Here is a 19,982-nt window from a genome sequence, read left to right on the forward strand (position 1 = left end):
CCTCTCTTTCGCAAATGATGGTGTTACGAACGGGCCGACTGGGAATTTGTTTTCCGCAGTTCCAGGAAATCGAGGGTCAAAGCCAGCACAAAAGCACAGGCATCCCCCACTGGGCCGGCCCACAGGGCGCCCTCCACTCCCAGAAACTGGGGCAGGATCACCAGAGCCGGCAGCAAAAACAAGGCCTGACGGGACAAAGATACCAGGGTGGCCTGCACCGGCTTGCCGATGGCCTGGAAAAGGACGCCGGTGCACAGTTGGAAGCCGTTCAGGGCGATGAGGAGCAGGAAGATTTTCAGGCTCTTCACCGCAAACTCCTGGTACAGTGCAGACTCGGAGCCGAAGATGCTGATGATGGCCTCCGGGAACAGCTGGAACACCGCCGTGCCCAGGGCCATCACCACGGTGGCACAGCCCACCGCCAGGAAATAGGTTTTTCTGGCCCGGTCCATCTTCCCTGCGCCGTAGTTGTAGCCGATGATGGGCTGGGAGCCCACGGCGATGCCGATCACAATGCCGGTGATGATCTGGTTGATCTTCATGGTAATGCCCAGGGTGGTCATGGGGATCTCTGCGCCATATTTGGAGGCGGCGCCGTACTTCACCAGCACATTGTTCATCACAGCAATGACGATGGTGGCTGCCAGCTGCAGAAAGAAACTGGACACCCCCAGGCTGTACAGTTTCAGGCAGAGCTTGAAACGAGGAATCAGGCATTCCCGGGTGAGGTGGATGGACTTGAAGCGCCGCAGATAGACCACCGTCAGAATGGTGGATATAATCTGGCCCAGCACCGTTGCGATGGCCGCACCGGTCACCCCCATCCCAAACACAAAGATAAAGAGGGGGTCCAGAATGGTGTTCAAAATGGCGCCGCTGAGGGTTGCCATCATGGCATAGACCGGACTGCCATCCGCCCGCACCACCGAGTTGAACCCCATGCTGAACATATAAAAGGGGAAGCCCAGCACAATGATGGAGCCATATTCTAGCGCATGGGGCATGATGGTTTCGGTGGCGCCGAAGAGGATGCATAGGGGCCGCAGCCACACAAAAGAGACTACGGTAAGCACCACGCTCACGATGACAGTCAGTGTGAGGGCATTGCCCACCCCCTGGGCCGCGTTTTTCAGCTCCTTCTGCCCCAGGCAGAGACTGAAAAAGGCGGTGGCGCCGTCACCAATCATCAGCCCCAGCGCTAGTGCAATGACGGTGATGGGCAAAATGACATTGGTGGCACGTTGCCCAGATAACCCACCCCGCGGCCGATAAAAACTTGATCTACGATATTGTACAGGGTACTGACCACCATGGAAATGATACTGGGAATCGCAAAGGTCCGCAGCAACTTCCCGATGGGAGCAGAGCCTAGCGATTGACGCTCTGTCTGTTCCCTCTCGTTCTCCTTTTCTCTTGATTGTCATGGCAGGCAATTTTGCCACACCAAACTATAAACTTTCCCATTATGGGAAAGTCAAGAGGAAATTTGCAAACGGACACAAAAAAGCACCGCGGGCGCCATGAACCGCCCCAGTATTTTGCGCTATTCAATACGTATTCAATACGAGAGCCGAAAAAGCGTTCCATGCCGAAAATATAGAAGTCCGTTTTATGATACAAACAAAGAAAAAGGACCGTGAAACTTACGTTTCACGGTCCTTTTTCAGCTGACCTTGACGGCCCTTGTTTGGTCCGAGTGGCGAGAGTCGAACTCACGGCCTCTTGAACCCCATTCAAGCGCGCTACCAAACTGCGCTACACCCGGTCGGAACTGAGCTGTCTCGAATCAGCTTGTTTATTATATTCCCATTTGCAAAAAATGTCAACACATTTTTTGATTTTTTTCAAAACTTTTTTCGAAACCTTTATTACCGCTCAACGCCCGGCCACACTGCCACGAACAAGAGCCCGTTTCATACGCGCTTCTGCAAGTTCAATCTCATGCTTATCGATCCCCTTCTGTGCCAGAATTGCTTCTGCACGGGCCTTGCTGCGCTCCACGCGTTCCAGATCGATGGCATCAGACCATTCAAAGGTCGTTGCAAGCAAACGGCATTCTCCGCCGATCATACTGAGCATACCACCCATGCAGGCGGCGCGGCGCACGGATCCGTCCTCTGCGATAATACGGGATTCCCCCATGCCGACCGCCGTACAGTAATCGATGTGACGGGCAAGCAGTTCAATCTGCCCGCAAATGGTCCGGCAGGACAAGGATTTCACCTGGCCATCAAAAGCAATTCCGTCCGGCGTAATAATTTTCAGCGGGAAAGTTGCCATGGACTCGCCCCCTTACTGCTTACCGGCTTTTGCAAACACGTCGTCGATCGTACCCGCAAAAAGGAAGGCACTCTCGGGGATGTCATCACATTCACCGTTCAGGATCATGTTGAATCCCCGCAGGGTTTCTTTCAGCGGCACATACTGACCGGGCATACCGGTAAACTGCTCTGCCACATGGAAGGACTGAGACAAAAAGCGCTGTACCTTTCGGGCACGGTTCACGGTGATCTTGTCCTCTTCGGACAGCTCATCCATACCCATAATGGCGATGATATCCTGCAAATCCTTGTACCGCTGCAGCACCTGCTGTACTGCACGGGCCGTTTGATAGTGCTCCTGTCCGACCACTTCCGGTGCAAGAATACGGGATGTGGAATCCAACGGATCCACAGCAGGATAAATGCCCTGAGAAGCGATATCGCGGCTCAGAACCGTGGTGGCATCCAGGTGTGTGAAGGTGGTGGCAGGTGCCGGGTCAGTCAGGTCGTCCGCCGGTACGTATACCGCCTGCACGGATGTGATGGACCCCTTCCTGGTAGAAGTAATACGCTCCTGCAATGCGCCCATTTCGGTGGCCAGCGTGGGCTGATAGCCGACAGCAGAAGGCATACGGCCCAGCAGGGCAGAGACTTCCGAACCAGCCTGGGTAAAACGGAAAATGTTATCAATGAAAAGCAGCACATCCTGATGCTTGACATCGCGGAAATACTCCGCCATCGTCAGACCGGACAGGGCCACACGCATGCGGGCTCCCGGCGGTTCGTTCATCTGACCATAGACCAATGCAGTCTTGTTCAAGACACCGCTCTCCTGCATTTCGCCATACAGGTCATTTCCCTCGCGGGTGCGTTCCCCTACGCCGGTGAAAACCGAGTAGCCGTTGTGCGCTGTGGCAATGTTATAGATGAGTTCCTGGATCAAGACGGTCTTTCCCACGCCTGCGCCGCCGAAAAGACCGATCTTTCCGCCTTTGGCATAGGGGCAGATCAAATCAACAACTTTGATCCCCGTCTCAAGAATTTCGGTGGAGGATTCCTGTTCATCAAAAGCAGGGGCAGGGCGATGAATCGGCCAGCGCTCCATATTTTCGGGAGCCGGGCGCTCGTCCACAGGTTCTCCCAACAGGTTAAAGACGCGCCCCAGGCACCCGTCGCCGACGGGTACCGTAATCGGCCCACCGGTATCTACAGCCTCTGTGCCGCGCACAAGACCGTCTGTTGCAGCCATGGCAATGCAGCGTGCCACATTGTCGCCAATGTGTTGCGCCACTTCCACCACCAGCGTTTTGCCGTGGTTCTGCAATTCCACAGCATTCAGCAAGGCAGGCAGTTCTCCGTCGGCAAAGCGAATATCCAGAACGGGGCCGGTCACTTGCACGACCTTCCCGATGTGTTTGTCTGGCATACCACACACTCCTTTGTGGGCTCTTAAGATTCCGCATCGGCGCCGGCCACGATCTCCGTGATTTCCTGGGTGATCGCAGCCTGGCGGGCGCGGTTATAATACAAATTCAGATGCTCAATCATTTCGCCGGCATTTTTGGTTGCGGCATCCATCGCCGTACGGCGTGCTCCCTGCTCACTGGCTACGCTCTCGCATAGTGCACCATACACAACACCCGCCAGATATTCCGGAATGATGTCATCAAACACCGTCGCGATGTCAGGCTCATAGAGCATCAGACTCTGCCGCTTTTTCATGTTCTTCGGCTTTTCGAACGGCAGCACCGGCAAAATCGTTGCGGTCTGCGTCAGCATGGATACGAACTGGGTAAAGCAAAGCCTGATCTCATCGAAGGCTCCGTCCAGGAACTGGCGGCAGACGATTCGGGAGATTTCAAAGCTGTCACTCACCGACAGGTCCCCTGCCTCGGCAAAAGCCTGCGTAACGATGGGTACCTGATGCCTTGTGAAGAACTCGACCGCTTTTTTGCCGATGGGCAAAACCGTATAGTCTTGCCCTTCCGCGTCGGCCTGTACGGCCTTCAAAATATTGGCGTTATAGCCTCCGGCCAACCCCCGGTCGCCGGCAATCACGATATACAGCCGCCGATGGGTATCCCGTTTGGCAAAATAAGGGCTGTCAAAATGGGTATCGGTCGCGGCAATATCGAACAGCGTCGCATAGAGAGTTTCAAAATACGGGCGGCTCCGCTCCACGCGTTCCTTGGCGCGGCGCAGTTTGCTGGAAGCTACCAGTTCCATGGCCTTGGTGATCTGCATCGTGCTTTCTACGCTTTTGATGCGCAATTTGATCTCTTTCATGGATCCTGCCACCAACGTCACCTCCCTTTATGACTCAGTTTTCTTTCTGAAACTTTTCCGTGAATGCAGACAAAACCGTCTTCATCTTTGCTTCCGTTTCCGCTTTCAGGTCACCCGTAGTGCGAATTGCTTCCATCACGTCCGCAGCCTCAGCATTTTCCTCCAGATACTGGTACAGTTCCCTCTCATAGGAGGCAATCTTCGGCACTTCGATTTCCTTCAGGTAGCCGTGCACCGTTGCATACAGGATGGCCACCTGTTTTTCTACAGGCACCGGACTGTTCCGATCCTGTTTGAGGACCTCCACAATGCGTTCGCCCTGGGCGAGACGTGCTTTGGTATCCGCATCCAGGTCAGAACCGAATTGTGCAAATCCCTGCAGTTCGCGGTACTGCGAATAAATCAGTTTCAAGGTGCCGGCCACCTTTTTCATCGCCTTGATCTGTGCGTTGCCGCCAACGCGGGAAACCGAGATGCCCGGGTTGACCGCGGGGCGGATGCCTGCATGGAACAATTCCGTTTCCAGGAAAATCTGGCCGTCAGTGATGGAAATCACGTTCGTCGGGATATACGCCGCCACATCGCCGGCCTGCGTTTCGATGATGGGCAATGCCGTCAAAGAGCCGCCGCCCTTTTCATCGCTGAGCTTGGCAGCGCGCTCCAGCAGACGGCTGTGCAGATAGAATACGTCACCGGGATAGGCTTCCCGTCCGGGCGGACGCCGAATCAGAAGAGACAGCGCACGATAGGCCACGGCATGCTTGGAAAGATCGTCATAAATAATGAGAACATGGCGGCCTTTTTGCATGAAGTACTCGCCCATGGCACAGCCTGCATAGGGCGCAATATACTGAAGCGGAGACAGTTCCGATGCAGTGGCGCAAACCACCGTCGTGTATGCCATCGCGCCGTTCTTTTCCAGGTTCTCTACCAGAGAGGCTACCGTGGATCGTTTTTGTCCGATGGCCACGTAAATGCAGAGCACGTCCTTGCCCTTCTGGTTGATGATCGTATCGGTGGCAATGACCGTTTTGCCGGTCTGGCGGTCGCCGATAATCAGTTCACGCTGACCGCGGCCGATGGGGATCATGGAGTCGATGGCCTTGATGCCGGTCTGCAGCGGCTGTTTGACCGGCTGACGGTCGATGATGCCCGGTGCCGGTGATTCAATGGCACGATAATCGGATGCTTCGATGGGACCTTTCCCGTCGATGGGCTGCCCCAGCGCATTGACGACACGGCCGATCATCCCTTCACCTACCGGGACCGAGACTACTTTTCCGGTACGGCGGATGCCGCTGCCTTCCTTGATACCGCTGTCATCGCCCAACAGAACAATGGACACACTGTTTTCTTCCAGATTCTGTGCCATACCATAGGTGCCGCTGTCAAACTGCACCAACTCACCTGCCATACAGTTGTCCAGGCCGGAAGCGCGGGCAATACCGTCGCCCACCATCGTGACAGTGCCCGTCTCGGACTGCTCGATAGCGTTCTGGTAATATTTGATCTGGGAACGAATGATGCGGGAAATTTGTTCGGGTTTCAGTTGCACGGTTTGTTTCACCACTCAATCTATAAAATGAGGCGCTATGTTTTTACAGGACCACATCGGCAATGTCATCGCGCAGCAACTCCAGACGGCGCCGTACAGTGCCATCCAGACGTTCCCCCGCAAGATCCAGGCGCAGCCCGGCCAAGACCTCAGGATCGATCTTTTCCGTCAGTTCTATGGTCTTTCCAGTTTTTGCCTGCAGGGCAACAAGCAGTTTCTCCCGCTCCGGTTCGGACAACGGGATCGCCGATGTCACAGTGGCTTCCAGGATACCATGCGCTTCATTGTATTGTTGCCGATAGGCGTCCAGGCAGCCGGAAAGTTCCCCGATCAGATCAGCCTCGCATAACACCTTTAAGAAGTTGATTGTATACGGGTGCATTCCTTCAAACGCCTTGTCCAGCAAGGCGCAGCGCTCCCGTTTGGGGATGCTGGGCGTTTGCAGCAGACGCAGATAGGAAGGCTCCTGCCGGCAGCAGGAAGCAGCAACAGTCAGCTCCTGCAGGATAACGTCCGTCAGAGATTCTTCTGCCGCCAGTTCATACAGGCTGCTGCCATAACGCTTTGCCTGTTCGGTCACGAGGCATCCCCCACATTCCGGATGAATTCATCAATCAACGCCTGATGGTCCGCCGCATGGATTTCGCGCTCAACCGCCTTGCTGGCGATTTCCACCGCCATGCCGCCGATCTCATTTTTCAGTTCATTGACTGCCTTCTTGCGTTCCTGCGCCATTTCTGTTTCAGCAGCGTTACGCAGCGCCTGCGCTTCCGTCCGGGCTGCATCTACGATTTCCTCCTCACGCTTATGCGCGCGGGCGGCGGCCTCCCGAAGCATGGCTTCCTGCTCAGCCTTGATGCTCATCAGATGGGCCTGGTACTCTTTTTCCAGCTCCGCAGCCTTTTGCTTGGCCTGTGCTGCTTCGGCATACATGGTATCGATTTCCTGCTGCCGGTCATCGATCATTTGTTTGACCGGCTTGAACAGAAAATGGCGCAGAACCGCAAAGGTGATGAGCATATTGCAGAACGTAAAAAGCGCAGTCCATGGATTCACGCCGACGAAGCTCTCAAACCCCGTCACAGGTCATCCCTCCTTTCGCTGTCTCCACATGATTTCAGAACACGAAGAGGAGCAAAAGAGAGATAACCAGCGAATAGATACCGGTAGACTCGGTAATGGCGCAGCCCAGGATCATGTTGGTACGCAGTACGTTGGTCATTTCCGGTTGACGGGACATGCCCTCCAGCGCCTTGCCAACGGCGTTGCCTTCACCGATTGCCGGGCCGATGGCTCCGAATCCGATGGCGATACCCGCTCCGATCGCGCAGGCGGCTTTTACAATTGCAGCTTCCATAAAGGTTTCCTCCTGTAATAAAGTACAAATCAGGCTTCTTCCGGCGGCGGGCATGCATTACCCACATACACCATCGTCAGCAAACTGAAGACAAGGGCCTGAACCCCGCCGGAAAAGACATCAAAATAAAGGCTCAGAATACCGGGAATGCCGACTTCCAGATACGGCACGCCACCCAGGCCCAATAACGCCAGGACCCCTGTGACGATAAAGACAATTCCGAAGATTTTTCGCGCCATCTTTTTTCCGCGAAGGCCGCTTGCCAGCAGCCACGCACCGATCACCAGCACAAGAGCGGAAACAAAGATATTCTTTCCCACCAGCCCCAGCAACGCAGCCGAAGCGGTGGCCAGCGCCGAGTACACCAGGCTGGTCAGGACACTGCCGCCGGCAATGTTACCGAAATGACGGAACGCCATGGAAATGGGCTGGGCAATCTCCGATACCAGATTCATGGGCGTCATGACCACAATCGGCTCGGTAAATCCTTTCAGCCATCCCAGCACGCCGTTGGCTTTGATGGAGCATCCCCAACAGAGGAAGCTGGTCATCAGTGCCCAGGTAACGGTGGTGGACAGATCCGCCGTGGCGGAACGGAAAATTCCCGTCATGCCGATATACGAACCGAAGATGGAAGAGAGGAACAAAGCGCCGATATAAGGCGTCCAATAGGAGTTGTGTTTGCCCATGGTATCTTCCACCATGCCGTAGAGCATGGATACGCCCTTCTCCACCAGCACCTGACGGCGGGAAGGCCGCTTCTGCAGATTTCTTCCCAGCAAGATGCCCACGATACACAGGCACACCATCACAAGAAAAGAAGAAACTACCGTCTGCGTAATCGGTATGCCGCCGAACAATGGGATGGTAAAATAAATTTTCGGGCCAGTCATAGGGCCGCTCCACCGCCTTCCTTGTCATTGCGGAAGAACTCCACCAGTTTGAGTACGCCCTGCGCCAACAGCAAAGGCAGCAACGCCGCAATGGGGTCGCACAGTTTCACACGGAACAGCAAAATATAAATGGCAGCAAGAACCATCAGCCGAATCACACTGGATGTCTGAATGGAGAGCTGGGCTCTCTGCGGGTCATTGTCGCGTGCCGCGCGGTCCAGCGCATTGGAGACCGTGATGCTCAACGACACAAAATTGCCGATGGACAAAAGCAGTCCCACGACAGCGCCCACCAGGACCGACCTTGTGAAGATTCCCAGCAGCGCATAGATTCCCAGCATGATTCCCACACAGATGATCATGGCAATCGTCAGCCGCGTCACCTGATGCAGGATGTCCCTGTGCTTTTGCATGCGAGGATATCTCCTTTCCATTAACCGTGGTGATTGAACGATACCGGTGGCGGATTCTTTTTTTCAGGGGTACGCCCCTGCCGTTCGATGGCCTTCAGGGAATAGCGCAAGCTGCTCACCGCGCCCAGTATCCCCAGAATCACGCCAACCGCTACGATCCATCCCCCGAGCGCAAAAGCCTTTTGCAGCCAAACAGAAACGGCTACCAATAGTACCGGCGGTACGCAGACAGAAAGACCGAACTGTGTAAGCCATACCAGATGCCTGGTTATATCGTACAGATCTTTCATGTCCCCTCCTGCCCCGTAAGATCGCTCAACGGCTATAGTATACACCAGCGGTGTTTATTTTTTAACAGTTTCTTTCGTCTGTGTTTTATAATTTTTGTTCACTATGAATAGATTGAATCATCCAATCCGCCATTTCATCGACCAAAGTATGACCTTTTTTCACATGCTGCGCATAACGGGAACTTCTCATTGCAATGTATAGTGTGGAATCAAGGGCCCGGAATCATTCAAAATATCTGCAGCATCTTTTCAAGGATGGCAGAGTTATGGCCGCCTTGCCCAAAAGAAAAAAGTGATATGGGTTGAAACCCATACCACTACATTGCCATAATCACTTTTATTTTTTGGAGCCGAAACGGTATTCGGTGCCGTTTTTCAGCCGTTCAATGTTGGACCGGTGCAGCCAGATCACCATGGTCGCCATGATCACACAGCATAGAGTATTGAAGATCACGGTAGGTACATTGGCGCCGCATACCAACCAATAAATCAGTGTCACGACCGGAAACAGGGCCGCCACCATGATGCTCCCCAAAGAAACAATGTGGGAAAAAGCAAACTGGACAAGGAACACCAGCAACAGAATGCCACAGACAACAGGACTGATGGACAGTGCCGCTCCGGCGCCGACCAGCACGCATTTTCCGCCCTTGAAGCCGAAATACAGCGGCCGGCTGTGGCCAATCATGCAGAAAATCGCCGCCAGATACGCGCCACACACCGGCGCAAGAAGTGCGTCGTTTCCGATCAGGGAAGCAAACAACAGACGTCCCAGGCTGGCCGCCGCCACGCTCTTGCCCACGTCTCCGATAATGGTAAACACCGCCGGCAATTTGCCGTAGGTGCGCAGAACGTTGGTCATACCCGCATTACCGCTTCCGTGGGTACGGACATCCTCATTGAACATTGCTTTGGAGACCAGCACCCCAAACAGGATGCTGCCCAGCAGATATCCTGCCAGAGCCGCCAGTACACAAGCCGCAATCACATGAAGTACCATGAAACCCTCACACCTTTCCTGCTTTCACCGCACCGTCGCCGTGCTCCCGCGAAATCATGCGGATGGGCGTGCCGGTAAGGCCAAATGTTTCCCGAATCTGGTTTTCCAGATAGCGCTGATACGAAAAATGAAACAGTGCCTTCTGGTTGACAAAGCAGACAAACGTCGGCGGGCGGGTGGAGGTCTGGGTAATATAGAAGACCTTCAGGCGCTTGCCTTTGTCCGAGGGCGGCTGCACCTTGGCGGTGGCACGTGCCAGCATTTCGTTGAGGGCGCCGGTGGGGATGCGGGTGCCGTTCTGGATGTCCACGAAGTGAATCGTCTCAAACAGCTTGTCCACACGCTGGCCGGTCTTGGCACTGATAAACACAATGGGGGCGTAGGACATAAAGCTGAAATCTTCCTCCAGCTGCTTGCGCATGGTATCCATGGTGTAGCTGTCCTTCTCCACCGCATCCCACTTATTGACCGCAATGATGCATGCCTTTCCCTGCTCATGGGCGTATCCGGCCACCTTGGAATCCTGTTCGGTAAAGCCCACCGTGGCATCGATCATGATCACACATACGCGGCTGCGTTCCACCGCCGCCAGGCTGCGCAGAACGCTGTAGCGCTCTACCCCGCTCTCCACCTTGCCCTTCTTGCGAAGACCGGCGGTATCCGTGAACACAAACTTGCCGTATTTGTTCTCCACCAGGGTATCGATGGCATCCCGCGTCGTACCGGCCTCGTTGGCCACGATCAAGCGGTTCTCGCCCAGAATATGGTTGATCAGGCTGGACTTGCCCACATTGGGACGACCGATGACCGCCACGGTAATACGGTCATCATCCTCTTCGTCTTCCTGGCCGAAGTCCAGATGGGCACAGACGGCATCCAGCAAATCGCCGGTGCCGTGGCCGTGTACGCCGGAAACCGGAATGATTTCTCCCAGGCCCAGCGAATAAAAGTCATAGAGTTCCATCGGCGGTTCGCCGATCTTGTCGCACTTGTTGACGGCAAGCACCACCGGTTTTCCGCTGCGCATCAGCATGCCGGCAATATCCTGATCCTGCGGGGTCACACCATTGGTCAGTTCGGTGACCATGATGATGCAATCCGCCGAATCAATGGCGATCTGCGCCTGCTCCCGCATGTGCGCCAGCAAACCGTCATCAATGCGCGGTTCGATACCGCCGGTGTCCACCAGCAAAAACTTGTTACCGCACCACTCACAATCACAGAAAATGCGGTCCCGGGTCACACCCGGCGTGTCCTCCACGATGGCCAGGCGCTGGCCGGTCAGCTTATTGAAAATCGTGGATTTGCCCACATTGGGACGTCCCACGATGGCAACGATCGGTTTTGCCATGTCCACCCCTCCTTAGTTGGGTCCTCGTTTGAATCTTCGGATACGTTTATGGGCGCTCAGGCAGGCCTTGCAGCAGCCTGCGCCGTCGGTCGGAATCGAAATCGTACGGCAGCCCAGCGCCTCGGAGAGCTGCGGCAGCGTGATATCATCCAGGAAGCGGTCCTTCTCATCCCGGAGCATCACTTCCGGAACAGCCAGCAGATCACTCTGCAAGTTGCCCTTGCACTGCCGGATGATATCCGTGCCCGTGACAAGCCCGGCCACACTCACATTGCCGCCAAAATAGTCATTGCGGATCTGATGCACCTTGATCTTCACCTGGGGGTATTTTTGCATCAGCGCCCGGACCGACTGTTCAATCAGCGGTCCGGCCAGGGTGCCGGTCACCACATCCATGCTGTGGGGCAGTACCAGGCCGGGGTAGTTTTCCAGTTCTTCCAGGAAGGTATCGTGATAGAGCCGCCACATGCCCACGCCATCTTCCAGCTGCGCAAAGTCATCATAGAATTCTGCCGCGGGCAGTTCCCGTCCGGCCGTCAGATACCATTCGTCGCTGGGGTATACAATGCTGCGGCCGTACTCCTCGCGGCAGCGGTAACTGTATTCCTCCAGAATCGCCAGCGTTTCCGCAGCAGAGGCCTGGTCGTAGGCCTGCAGCTTGAACAGGCCTTTGCGATAGGCCGTCACACCGGCCGGCACCACCGCAATGCTTCCCACCTGAGGCCGCAGGGCGAGCAGATCATCCAGCGTCCGGCGCAGCTCGTCGCCGTCATTGATACCGCGGCACAATACCAGCTGACAGTTCAGGTCAATGCCTCCGGCTGCCAGTTTGGGAAGATATTTCAGCACCTCTCCGCCGCGCTTGTTGGCGAGCATCCGAATGCGCAGCTGCGGATTGGTGGTGTGCACCGAAACAAAGATGGGGCTGATGTGCATCTCGATAATGCGATCAATCTCCCGGTCGCTCAGGTTGGTCAAGGTAATATAGTTGCCAAACAGGAAAGAAAGTCGCTCGTCATCATCTTTAAAATACAGCGGTTCCCGCATACCGGGCGGCAGCTGGTCGATAAAGCAGAACATGCAATGGTTGGCGCAGCTGTGCTTTTCGTCTCCCAGATAGGTTTTGAAATTGCAGCCGAACGGTTCGTACTCCCCTTTTCTGACCTGCAATATCTTATGCTGTTCCTGCTCACAGACTTCCAGAGAAAACTGTGCCGGCGTGGTATAGAACTGATAATCCAGTGCGTCGCCAAGGGGATGCCCGTCAATGGCAAGCAAAGCACAGCCCTCCCCGATGCCCAGTTTCCGGGCCGGCGAATTTTCATCCACTGAAGTCACATACAATGCCATGGTTCCGGCCTCCTCTCCTGCAGTCTGCTGTAATAAAAATGGGGAAGGCATCGCCCTCCCCTAGCAAGAAGCTTACGCTTCCTTCTTGATGACTTCCTGGCCTTTGTAGTAGCCACACTTGCCGCAAACCTTATGGGGAACCTTCAGTTCGCCACACTGCGGGCACTTCACCAGCGTCGGCGCCTCCAGTTTCCAGACATTAGAGCGACGTTTGTCGCGGCGGGCTTGAGAATGCTTTCTCTTGGGTACGATAGCCATAATCGGACACCTCCTTGGTGAAATTCAACTGAGCAGTTGTTTTAATATGCTAAGCCGTGCATCTGCAGGGGCAGCATTGTCTGCCGGTTGGCAGGTACATCCTGCCGCCTTCTTCTTGCCGCAGATGGGGCATAGGCCTTGACAATCGGGACTGCAAAGCAGCACCGTGGGGACCTCAAAAATCAGTTCCTGAAAGACCAGTTCTTCGAGGTCGAGACAGCCTTTTTCCTGGCAGGGCAATTCAAAATCAGGATCTTCCACATCCCGCATCCGAACGTTGTATTCCCGCTCAAATGCATACTCTCTTTGAATCGGCTCCAGACAACGTGCACACTCGGCGTGGATTTGCGCCTTTACACACAACAGCAACGCCGCGCCATCAGCGGTGGGCGTTGCCGAAAAATCGCACTCTGCCGGAGCGGCCAGCGTGTAGCCGCCAAAGTCTGCCTGTGAAAGATCCGCCAGGAAATGCACTTTATAAGGCACTCTGGCGTTTTCCAGAAAGGATCGCAGATCAAATTGCATAGTACACCTCAAAAGGTTGCTTAAATAGTATACACAAGTGGCAGGGGCTTGTCAACAAGAAAACCGCAAAAAGTTGCGATTTTTTTCGCTTTTTTCGCAAAAAACAGGGCGGGAAAGCCACTTCCCCGCCCTGTCCTCTTCCACGATGGGTCGTTTATGCTCAGATCACGTACTTTTTCAGATCCTGAGGCAGCTCGTCCGCATTGGCAGAAACCGTAACCACGACCTCGATGTTCTCGGTAATCTTGTCAATGGCCTTCAGAACCTTGTCCGCAGCTTCCAGATCGTGATCGATGATCCGAAGGATGCCGTCGATGAACAGTTCGGTGATATCATAGTTGCCAGCCAGCACACCGGCCACAAAGCCGTACAGCATATCGGCACCGACGACGCCATACTCGTCCACATCCACCAGGCGGGCGGCGTGATTGATTTCGGTGGTGAGCTTCATGCACTTTTCGATCACCACGATGTTGCCGGAAGTGGTCTTGGTCGCCTTGTCGATCATGTCAATCATGGTCTTGGTCTTCCCAGAGCCTTTGGTTCCAACAATCAGTTTCAGCATAAGGGGGTACCTCCTTTATCCGTAGGCGCCTCACGGCGCGAGTTTCCATCAGTCCTGCAATTTGGCTTCCAGTTCCGCCTTGCGGTCCTCATAACCGGGCTTGCCCAGCAGCGCGAACATATTCTTCTTGTAGCTTTCCACGCCGGGCTGGTCGAAGGGATTCACGGACAACAGATAGCCGGACACTGCGCAGGCTTTCCAGAAGAAGTAGATCAACTCGCCCACATCGTGAGCATTCAGCGCATCCACTTCAATGATGCCCAGGGGCACACCGCCATCGGTATGGGCCAGGATCGTGCCTTCCATCGCCTTGCGGTTGACCACACTCATATTCTGCTCAGCCAGGAAGTTCAGACCATCGAAATTGCCTTCCAGCGGCTCGATGTAGAAATCCTCCCGGGTGTTCTTCACGTCCACGTAGGTCTCGAACATCACGCGGCTGCCGTCCTGCAGGAACTGGCCCATGGAATGCAGATCCGTGGAGAAGATGCAGGAAGTGGGCATCAGGCCCTTCTGGTCCTTGCCCTCGCTCTCGCCGAACAGCTGTTTATACCATTCATTCATCATCGTGAAGTCCGGCTCAAAGCAAGCCAGCGTCTCCACACTCTTACCCTTGCGGTACAGGATATTGCGGGTCATGGCATAGCGATACGCGTCGTTATCCATGCTGCACTTGCCGAACTTTTCACGGCCGTCAGCGGCGCCCTGCATCAGTTCGTCGATATCAATGCCGGCACAGGCAATGGGCAAAAGGCCCACGGCGGTCAAAACGGAATACCGTCCGCCCACATCGTCCGGCACCACAAAGGTCGGCCAGCCCTGTTCATTGGCCAGCTGCTTCAGGGTACCCCTGGCACGGTCGGTGGTGGCGTAAATGCGCTTGTTGGCCTCTTCGGGACCAACAGAATCTTCCAGCAGCTTACGCAGCACGCGGAACGCCAGCGCCGTCTCGGTGGTCGTGCCGGACTTGGAGATGACGTTGATGGAGAACCGTTTGCCCTTGGTCAGCTTGATGATATCATTCAGCGCCGTGGGCGAGATGGTATTGCCGCAGAAGTAAATCTTCAGCCCGTCATCCAGTTCATTGTGGTACAGGCCACGGACGGCCTCCACCACGGCACGGGCGCCCAGATAGGACCCGCCGATGCCCGCCACCAGCAGCACGTCGGAATCCGAACGGATCTTTTCCGCCGCTGCCTTGATACGGGCAAACTCTTCCTTGTCATAAGTAACAGGCAGGTCAAGCCAGCCCAGGAAATCATTACCGAATCCGGTTTTGGTTTCCAGTTGCTTATGGGCCAGCTCGACCTGCGGATAAATTGCCTCATATTCCTCGGGACGAATGAACTTTGCCAGATGTTTGCCATTGAATTTAACAGCCATCTTTATGCCCCTCCTTTATGTTTTGATTGTCTTCATGATACCGTTTTGCGTCGGTATTGTCAAGCAAATGTCCAGTATTTTTTTCGACTTTTTCATGAAGATTGCACAAATTAGACAGCAGATAAGGCAAGACTCTGCGCCAAAAGCCCGAAACAATACCCAAAACTCAACGCCTCTACGTCCTGCGCCGCTGTAATGGAAAATGTTTGCAAATCGGTTTCGCCGCTTTTCCAGTGTACCGTTCCCACCGGCGTGCCTGCAGCGACAGGGGCCTGCAGTGTCTGGGGCAATTCCACTTCCACATGCAGTTGTTCGCCCTGTCCTTTGGGCACAAGGCATTTCTGCGGAGCTTCGTATTGCAGCGTGACGGCTTCAGATGTTCCGCGGGTTACCGGCAGCGCCTGCGGTGCGTCGGCGGGCAGTTCGGCCGTCACATTTTCGTAGTTGGCAAAACCGTAATCCAGCAAGGTCGTTGCGGCCTCAAAACGTTCCTTTCCGGATGCAGACCCAAGAACCACAGCAATCAGCCGCAAGCCGTTGCGCTCGGCGCTGGCCGAAATACATACCCCCGCCTTGCTGGTCGTCCCGGTCTTGAGCCCTGTAATTCCCGAGTAACTCTTCAGCAGTTTGTTCGTATTGACAAGCTGTGTGGCACCGTCCCGCAGCGTATCGGTCCAGATAGAGCAATAATCCCTCACCTCTGTGTGGTGGAGCAGCATTTCGCGGCTCATGATTGCCACATCCCGCGCGCTGGAAAGATGCCCCTCCTGGTCCAGTCCGCAGGCATTTTCAAAATGGGTGGAGGTCATGCCCAGTTCTGCTGCCCCCTCATTCATCATCTGCACGAAGGCAGGCTCGCTGCCCCCTACAAATTCCGCCACCGCCACAGCGGCATCGTTGGCGCTGGACACACAGATGGCCTTGAGCATATCGTTGAGCGTCATCTGTTCGCCCGGTTCCAGCCAGATCTGACTGCCGCCCATGCTGTAGGCATGTTCGCTGACAGGTACCACATCATCCAGATGGATTTTCCCCTCTTCCAGTGCCTGGAATGTCAGAAGCAGGGTCATCACCTTGGTGATGGAGGCAATGGGCCGCTGTTCATCCGCATTTTTTTCGTACAGCACCGTACCGGAATCCTCATCCACCAGGATCGCCGCCTGACACGGCAGATCAAAATCACGGGTTCCTGCCGGTGTGATCGCCTGCACAGCCGGCTGATTTTCTGCCGGAACCGTCTCGGCCGACTCCGTTTCGGCGTATGCCCGCAGCACCGAGAACAGCACCAGTGCCAGGCACAAAAGTATGGTCACGGTCCGCTTTTTCATCGCAACAACACCCCCGCTGCCAATTGACTTTGTTTAAGGCTATGCGAGGCGTTTCGGTTTTAGTATTGCGCTTTTATGCCGTTTCCATTATAATAGTGGCGCTATTGAACACTTTTGATTGTAAAGGAACCATCACCATGCGGGCAACATTTTACACCTTGGGCTGCAAGGTAAATCAGAACGAAACCGGTGCACTGGCACAACTGTTTGAAGAAAGCGGCTATACCGTTGTTCCCAATGAGGAGCCGGCGGATGTCTATGTGGTCAACAGCTGTACCGTAACTAACTTCGGCGACCAGAAAAGCCGGAAATGGCTGCGGCGTGCCAAGCGGGAGAATCCCGGTGCCGTCACGGTGTTGACCGGCTGCTATCCGCAGGCCTTTCCCAAGGAAGCCGCCGCCATCGCGGAAGCTGACGTAGTCACGGGATCCGGCAACCGCCGTTCGATCCTGCAGGACGTGCAAGCCGTACTCAGCGGCGAGCAGGAGCGTGTGGTGGATATTCGCCCGCACGTAAAAGGCGAACGTTTTGAAGAGCTTCCCATGGACAAATTTGCCGAGCATACCCGTGCGTTTGTCAAGGTGGAAGACGGCTGTAACCGGCGCTGCGCCTATTGTGTCATTCCCCGCGCCCGCGGCCCGGTGCGCAGCCGTGCGGAAGCCAGCATTCTGGAAGAACTGCATCGCCTGACCGACGCCGGTTACAAGGAGATCGTCCTGACTGCCATCAGCCTGCCCAGTTACGGTACAGACAACGGCACCAGCCTTGTGGAGCTTGTGGAGAAAGCCGCAGCGGTCCCGGGCGTGGAACGGTTGCGCCTGGGCAGCCTGGACCCCGATATGCTGCATGACGAGGATATACTGCGTCTTTCCCGGGTGAAAAAGCTCTGCCCCCAGTTCCATCTGAGCCTGCAAAGCGGTTGTGACAAAACGTTGCGGGCCATGCGGCGCCCCTATACCACAGCCCAGTTTGCCGAGATTGCCGATAAGCTCCGCCGCGCCTTCGGCCCGGAAAATGTCAGCTTCACCACCGACGTGATTGTAGGTTTCCCGGGAGAGACCGAGGAGGATTTTGAGGCAAGCATGGCCTTTGTCACTGGGCAGCGCTTTCTGAAAGTCCACGTATTCCCCTATTCCCGCCGCGAGGGCACTCCCGCCTTTGATTTTCCCGACCAGATTCCGGAGCACGAAAAAGAAGACCGCAGCCATCGTATGACCGCCGCTGTGGAAGCAGTCCGCGCCGAGGAGGCCACCCGGATGCAGGGCCGTATTGCCGAGGTGCTGCTGGAGACGCCGCTGTCCGCCACCCTGTTCACTGGCTACACCAAGCAGTACCTGCCGGTACTGGTCACAGCGCCCGGATACCATACCGGGGATATTGTCAAAGTGACACTGGGCTCCTGGGATGGCAAGCGCAGCCGTGCGGAACTCACTCGATAACAGTCCGCCATTACCATATCAAATAAAGATTCATCCGTATGCAGGGAAAATAATTTATATTTTCCCTGTTTTTTGTTGTCCGGGCCCTTGCCAAACGACCGCCTTTTTGGTAAAATTTTAACAGGAGCGGTTGTCCCCGCCCCGCCACCATGATTGGGAGAAATCGGAGCAAACAAAAAGGAGCAATCACAATGAGAGGTATTTACACCCCCGTCACGGATATCCGTCGCAAGGTGTTCACCGAAGTCGCACGCATGGCGTACGAAGTCAATGAAATGTCCGACTACGCACATCTGCTGCGTGAACTGCCCTACAAGATCATTCCCGGCGAGGAAGGCTCTCTGCGCAGCAGCATCTTCCTGGAGAGAGCGATCATCTCGGAGCGTATTCGTCTGGCCATGGGCCTTTCGCTGCGTCCCCTGGACGAAAGTGTTCCGGCCACGGAAGGTCTGGAGCACAGTGTCATCGCGGACAAGTACTATGAACCGCCGCTGATCAACGTCATCAAGTTCGCCTGCAACCGCTGCCCTGAAAAGATCATCAAGGTTACAGGCATGTGCCAGGGCTGTCTGGCTCATCCCTGCCAGGAGGTTTGCCCCAAGCACGCCATCAGCTTCCGCAATGGCAAGAGCCATATTGACCAGAGCCTCTGTGTGAAGTGTGGCCGCTGTGTCAACAGCTGCCCGTACAGCGCGATCGTCAAAACCGAACGGCCCTGCGCCGCTGCCTGCGGCATGGGCGCCATCCATTCCGACCAGTACGGACGCGCGGACATCGACTACGACAAGTGTGTCTCCTGCGGCATGTGCCTGGTCAACTGCCCGTTCGGCGCCATTGTGGACAAGGGCCAGATCTTCCAGCTGGTTCAGTCCATCAAGCGCGGCGACAAGGTAGTCGCCATCGTGGCTCCCGCTTTTATCAATCAGTTCCCCGGCATGACTCCCTCCAAACTGAAGGAAGGCATGCGGATGCTGGGCTTCTGTGACGTGGAAGAAGTTGCTATCGGCGCCGACCTGTGCACCATCGATGAGGCCAACGACTTCATGGAAGAAGTCCCCTCCAAGCACCCCTTCATGGGCACTTCCTGCTGCCCGGCCTGGAGTGTTATGGCCAAGAAGCTCTTCCCTGAGTATGCCGATTGCATCAGCATGACGATGACCCCCATGGTGCTGACCGCCCGTCTGATCAAGAAAGAACACCCGGATGTGCGCATCTGCTTCGTCGGTCCCTGCTCCGCCAAAAAGCTGGAAGCCAGCCGCCGGTCGGTGCGCAGTGAGGTGGACTTTGTCCTGACCTTCGAAGAGTTGATGGGTCTGTTTGAGGCCAAGGAGGTCAACTTCGATTTCCTGCCCGATAACCCGGAGGATTCTTTCCAGAGCGCCAGTGCCGACGGTCGTGGCTTCGCTGCATCGGGTGGCGTTGCCCAGGCCGTGGTCAACGCCATCAAGAAGATGGATCCTGACCGCGAGGTAAAGGTAGTCAGTGCACAGGGTCTGGCAGACTGCCGCAAGATGATGATGATGGCGAAAGCCGGCAAGTACAACGGCTATCTGCTGGAAGGCATGGCCTGCCCGGGCGGCTGCATTGCCGGTGCCGGTACGTTGGCCGATCCTGCCAAGAGTGCGGCGATGCTGAACAAGTACAAGAACGAAGCAAAGATGAAGAACTCCACGGAGACTCCGTACAAGGACTCCATCAGCCTGCTCAAGTATTGATTGCGTAACAAAA

At 55.4% G+C, this 19,982-nt stretch carries 21 protein-coding genes and 1 tRNA gene; 2 read left to right on the top strand and 20 right to left on the bottom strand.

What is annotated here, in order from left to right; genetic code table 11:
- Nucleotides 1-23: 23 nt before the first annotated feature.
- From ABGT73_RS05750 to ABGT73_RS05845, 20 genes are all read right to left on the bottom strand, one after another.
- Nucleotides 24-1,223: an MATE family efflux transporter gene (locus ABGT73_RS05750; RefSeq protein WP_346668850.1), complete on the bottom strand. Its 1,200-nt coding sequence runs from the start codon at nt 1,221-1,223 to the stop codon at nt 24-26.
- 465 nt (nt 1,224-1,688) lie between these two features.
- Nucleotides 1,689-1,765 (bottom strand) — tRNA-Pro (locus tag ABGT73_RS05755).
- Nucleotides 1,766-1,875: 110 nt separating this feature from the next.
- A complete protein-coding gene (locus ABGT73_RS05760) occupies nt 1,876-2,280 on the bottom strand; it encodes a F0F1 ATP synthase subunit epsilon (RefSeq protein ID WP_346668851.1) in 405 nt (134 codons plus the stop codon).
- A gap of 12 nt (nt 2,281-2,292) precedes the next feature.
- On the bottom strand, nt 2,293-3,687 hold the full coding sequence (gene atpD / locus ABGT73_RS05765; RefSeq protein ID WP_346668852.1) for a F0F1 ATP synthase subunit beta: 1,395 nt from the start codon (nt 3,685-3,687) through the stop codon (nt 2,293-2,295).
- A gap of 23 nt (nt 3,688-3,710) precedes the next feature.
- Nucleotides 3,711-4,547, bottom strand: a complete 837-nt coding sequence (gene atpG / locus ABGT73_RS05770; RefSeq protein WP_346668853.1) for an ATP synthase F1 subunit gamma — start codon at nt 4,545-4,547, stop codon at nt 3,711-3,713.
- Between the two features lie 34 nt (nt 4,548-4,581).
- Nucleotides 4,582-6,102: a F0F1 ATP synthase subunit alpha gene (gene atpA / locus ABGT73_RS05775; protein WP_346668854.1), complete on the bottom strand. Its 1,521-nt coding sequence runs from the start codon at nt 6,100-6,102 to the stop codon at nt 4,582-4,584.
- Nucleotides 6,103-6,145: 43 nt separating this feature from the next.
- Nucleotides 6,146-6,682, bottom strand: a complete 537-nt coding sequence (gene atpH, locus ABGT73_RS05780; protein ID WP_346668855.1) for an ATP synthase F1 subunit delta — start codon at nt 6,680-6,682, stop codon at nt 6,146-6,148.
- Entirely contained in the window at nt 6,679-7,185 is a 507-nt protein-coding gene (gene atpF / locus ABGT73_RS05785; protein ID WP_346668856.1) for a F0F1 ATP synthase subunit B, read from the bottom strand. The genes atpH and atpF overlap by 4 nt, the downstream gene beginning before the upstream one ends.
- Before the next feature lie 34 nt (nt 7,186-7,219).
- Nucleotides 7,220-7,459, bottom strand: coding sequence for an ATP synthase F0 subunit C (atpE, locus tag ABGT73_RS05790; protein ID WP_040917654.1), 240 nt, complete (start codon nt 7,457-7,459; stop codon nt 7,220-7,222).
- Nucleotides 7,460-7,488: 29 nt separating this feature from the next.
- Nucleotides 7,489-8,352, bottom strand: a complete 864-nt coding sequence (locus ABGT73_RS05795) for a FoF1 ATP synthase subunit a (protein ID WP_346668857.1) — start codon at nt 8,350-8,352, stop codon at nt 7,489-7,491.
- Entirely contained in the window at nt 8,349-8,765 is a 417-nt protein-coding gene (locus ABGT73_RS05800; RefSeq protein ID WP_346668858.1) for an ATP synthase subunit I, read from the bottom strand. Before ABGT73_RS05800 ends, ABGT73_RS05795 begins: the two co-directional genes overlap by 4 nt.
- 20 nt (nt 8,766-8,785) lie before the next feature.
- On the bottom strand, nt 8,786-9,055 hold the full coding sequence (locus ABGT73_RS05805) for an AtpZ/AtpI family protein (protein ID WP_346668859.1): 270 nt from the start codon (nt 9,053-9,055) through the stop codon (nt 8,786-8,788).
- A 337-nt stretch (nt 9,056-9,392) separates the two neighbouring features.
- Entirely contained in the window at nt 9,393-10,055 is a 663-nt protein-coding gene (gene plsY, locus ABGT73_RS05810; RefSeq protein ID WP_346668860.1) for a glycerol-3-phosphate 1-O-acyltransferase PlsY, read from the bottom strand.
- Nucleotides 10,056-10,062: 7 nt separating this feature from the next.
- Entirely contained in the window at nt 10,063-11,406 is a 1,344-nt protein-coding gene (der, locus tag ABGT73_RS05815; protein WP_346668861.1) for a ribosome biogenesis GTPase Der, read from the bottom strand.
- 12 nt (nt 11,407-11,418) lie between these two features.
- Nucleotides 11,419-12,756, bottom strand: coding sequence for a DUF512 domain-containing protein (locus ABGT73_RS05820; RefSeq protein WP_346668862.1), 1,338 nt, complete (start codon nt 12,754-12,756; stop codon nt 11,419-11,421).
- Nucleotides 12,757-12,828: 72 nt separating this feature from the next.
- A complete protein-coding gene (gene rpmF, locus ABGT73_RS05825; protein WP_007046791.1) occupies nt 12,829-13,014 on the bottom strand; it encodes a 50S ribosomal protein L32 in 186 nt (61 codons plus the stop codon).
- A gap of 24 nt (nt 13,015-13,038) precedes the next feature.
- Nucleotides 13,039-13,539, bottom strand: a complete 501-nt coding sequence (locus ABGT73_RS05830; RefSeq protein WP_346668863.1) for a YceD family protein — start codon at nt 13,537-13,539, stop codon at nt 13,039-13,041.
- A gap of 160 nt (nt 13,540-13,699) precedes the next feature.
- Nucleotides 13,700-14,104 (bottom strand): hypothetical protein, encoded by a 405-nt coding sequence (locus ABGT73_RS05835; RefSeq protein ID WP_346668864.1) that lies wholly within the window; start codon nt 14,102-14,104, stop codon nt 13,700-13,702.
- A gap of 48 nt (nt 14,105-14,152) precedes the next feature.
- On the bottom strand, nt 14,153-15,487 hold the full coding sequence (locus ABGT73_RS05840) for a glucose-6-phosphate isomerase (RefSeq protein WP_346668865.1): 1,335 nt from the start codon (nt 15,485-15,487) through the stop codon (nt 14,153-14,155).
- A gap of 110 nt (nt 15,488-15,597) precedes the next feature.
- Nucleotides 15,598-16,815, bottom strand: a complete 1,218-nt coding sequence (locus tag ABGT73_RS05845) for a D-alanyl-D-alanine carboxypeptidase family protein (protein ID WP_346668866.1) — start codon at nt 16,813-16,815, stop codon at nt 15,598-15,600.
- Nucleotides 16,816-16,952: 137 nt separating this feature from the next.
- On the opposite strand from ABGT73_RS05845, the gene mtaB reads away from it, so the two are divergent.
- Both mtaB and ABGT73_RS05855 read left to right on the top strand, forming a co-directional pair.
- Nucleotides 16,953-18,254, top strand: coding sequence for a tRNA (N(6)-L-threonylcarbamoyladenosine(37)-C(2))-methylthiotransferase MtaB (gene mtaB / locus ABGT73_RS05850; RefSeq protein ID WP_346668867.1), 1,302 nt, complete (start codon nt 16,953-16,955; stop codon nt 18,252-18,254).
- A 191-nt stretch (nt 18,255-18,445) separates the two neighbouring features.
- Entirely contained in the window at nt 18,446-19,969 is a 1,524-nt protein-coding gene (locus ABGT73_RS05855; RefSeq protein ID WP_346668868.1) for a 4Fe-4S dicluster domain-containing protein, read from the top strand.
- Nucleotides 19,970-19,982: the final 13 nt, after the last annotated feature.

This window comes from uncultured Subdoligranulum sp. (genome assembly GCF_963931595.1).
Lineage (GTDB): Bacteria > Bacillota > Clostridia > Oscillospirales > Ruminococcaceae > Gemmiger.

Coding starts and splice junctions, on each gene's coding strand:
- ABGT73_RS05795 (WP_346668857.1), bottom strand. CDS start 8,352: ATGACTGGCCCGAAAATTTATTTTACCATCCCATTGTTCGGCGGCATA.
- ABGT73_RS05805 (WP_346668859.1), bottom strand. CDS start 9,055: ATGAAAGATCTGTACGATATAACCAGGCATCTGGTATGGCTTACACAG.
- ABGT73_RS05855 (WP_346668868.1), top strand. CDS start 18,446: ATGAGAGGTATTTACACCCCCGTCACGGATATCCGTCGCAAGGTGTTC.
- plsY (WP_346668860.1), bottom strand. CDS start 10,055: ATGGTACTTCATGTGATTGCGGCTTGTGTACTGGCGGCTCTGGCAGGA.
- atpE (WP_040917654.1), bottom strand. CDS start 7,459: ATGGAAGCTGCAATTGTAAAAGCCGCCTGCGCGATCGGAGCGGGTATC.
- ABGT73_RS05820 (WP_346668862.1), bottom strand. CDS start 12,756: ATGGCATTGTATGTGACTTCAGTGGATGAAAATTCGCCGGCCCGGAAA.
- ABGT73_RS05835 (WP_346668864.1), bottom strand. CDS start 14,104: ATGCTGAAACTGATTGTTGGAACCAAAGGCTCTGGGAAGACCAAGACC.
- mtaB (WP_346668867.1), top strand. CDS start 16,953: ATGCGGGCAACATTTTACACCTTGGGCTGCAAGGTAAATCAGAACGAA.
- ABGT73_RS05845 (WP_346668866.1), bottom strand. CDS start 16,815: ATGAAAAAGCGGACCGTGACCATACTTTTGTGCCTGGCACTGGTGCTG.
- rpmF (WP_007046791.1), bottom strand. CDS start 13,014: ATGGCTATCGTACCCAAGAGAAAGCATTCTCAAGCCCGCCGCGACAAA.
- ABGT73_RS05840 (WP_346668865.1), bottom strand. CDS start 15,487: ATGGCTGTTAAATTCAATGGCAAACATCTGGCAAAGTTCATTCGTCCC.
- ABGT73_RS05760 (WP_346668851.1), bottom strand. CDS start 2,280: ATGGCAACTTTCCCGCTGAAAATTATTACGCCGGACGGAATTGCTTTT.
- atpD (WP_346668852.1), bottom strand. CDS start 3,687: ATGCCAGACAAACACATCGGGAAGGTCGTGCAAGTGACCGGCCCCGTT.
- atpG (WP_346668853.1), bottom strand. CDS start 4,547: ATGAAAGAGATCAAATTGCGCATCAAAAGCGTAGAAAGCACGATGCAG.
- ABGT73_RS05830 (WP_346668863.1), bottom strand. CDS start 13,539: ATGCAATTTGATCTGCGATCCTTTCTGGAAAACGCCAGAGTGCCTTAT.
- ABGT73_RS05800 (WP_346668858.1), bottom strand. CDS start 8,765: ATGCAAAAGCACAGGGACATCCTGCATCAGGTGACGCGGCTGACGATT.
- der (WP_346668861.1), bottom strand. CDS start 11,406: ATGGCAAAACCGATCGTTGCCATCGTGGGACGTCCCAATGTGGGCAAA.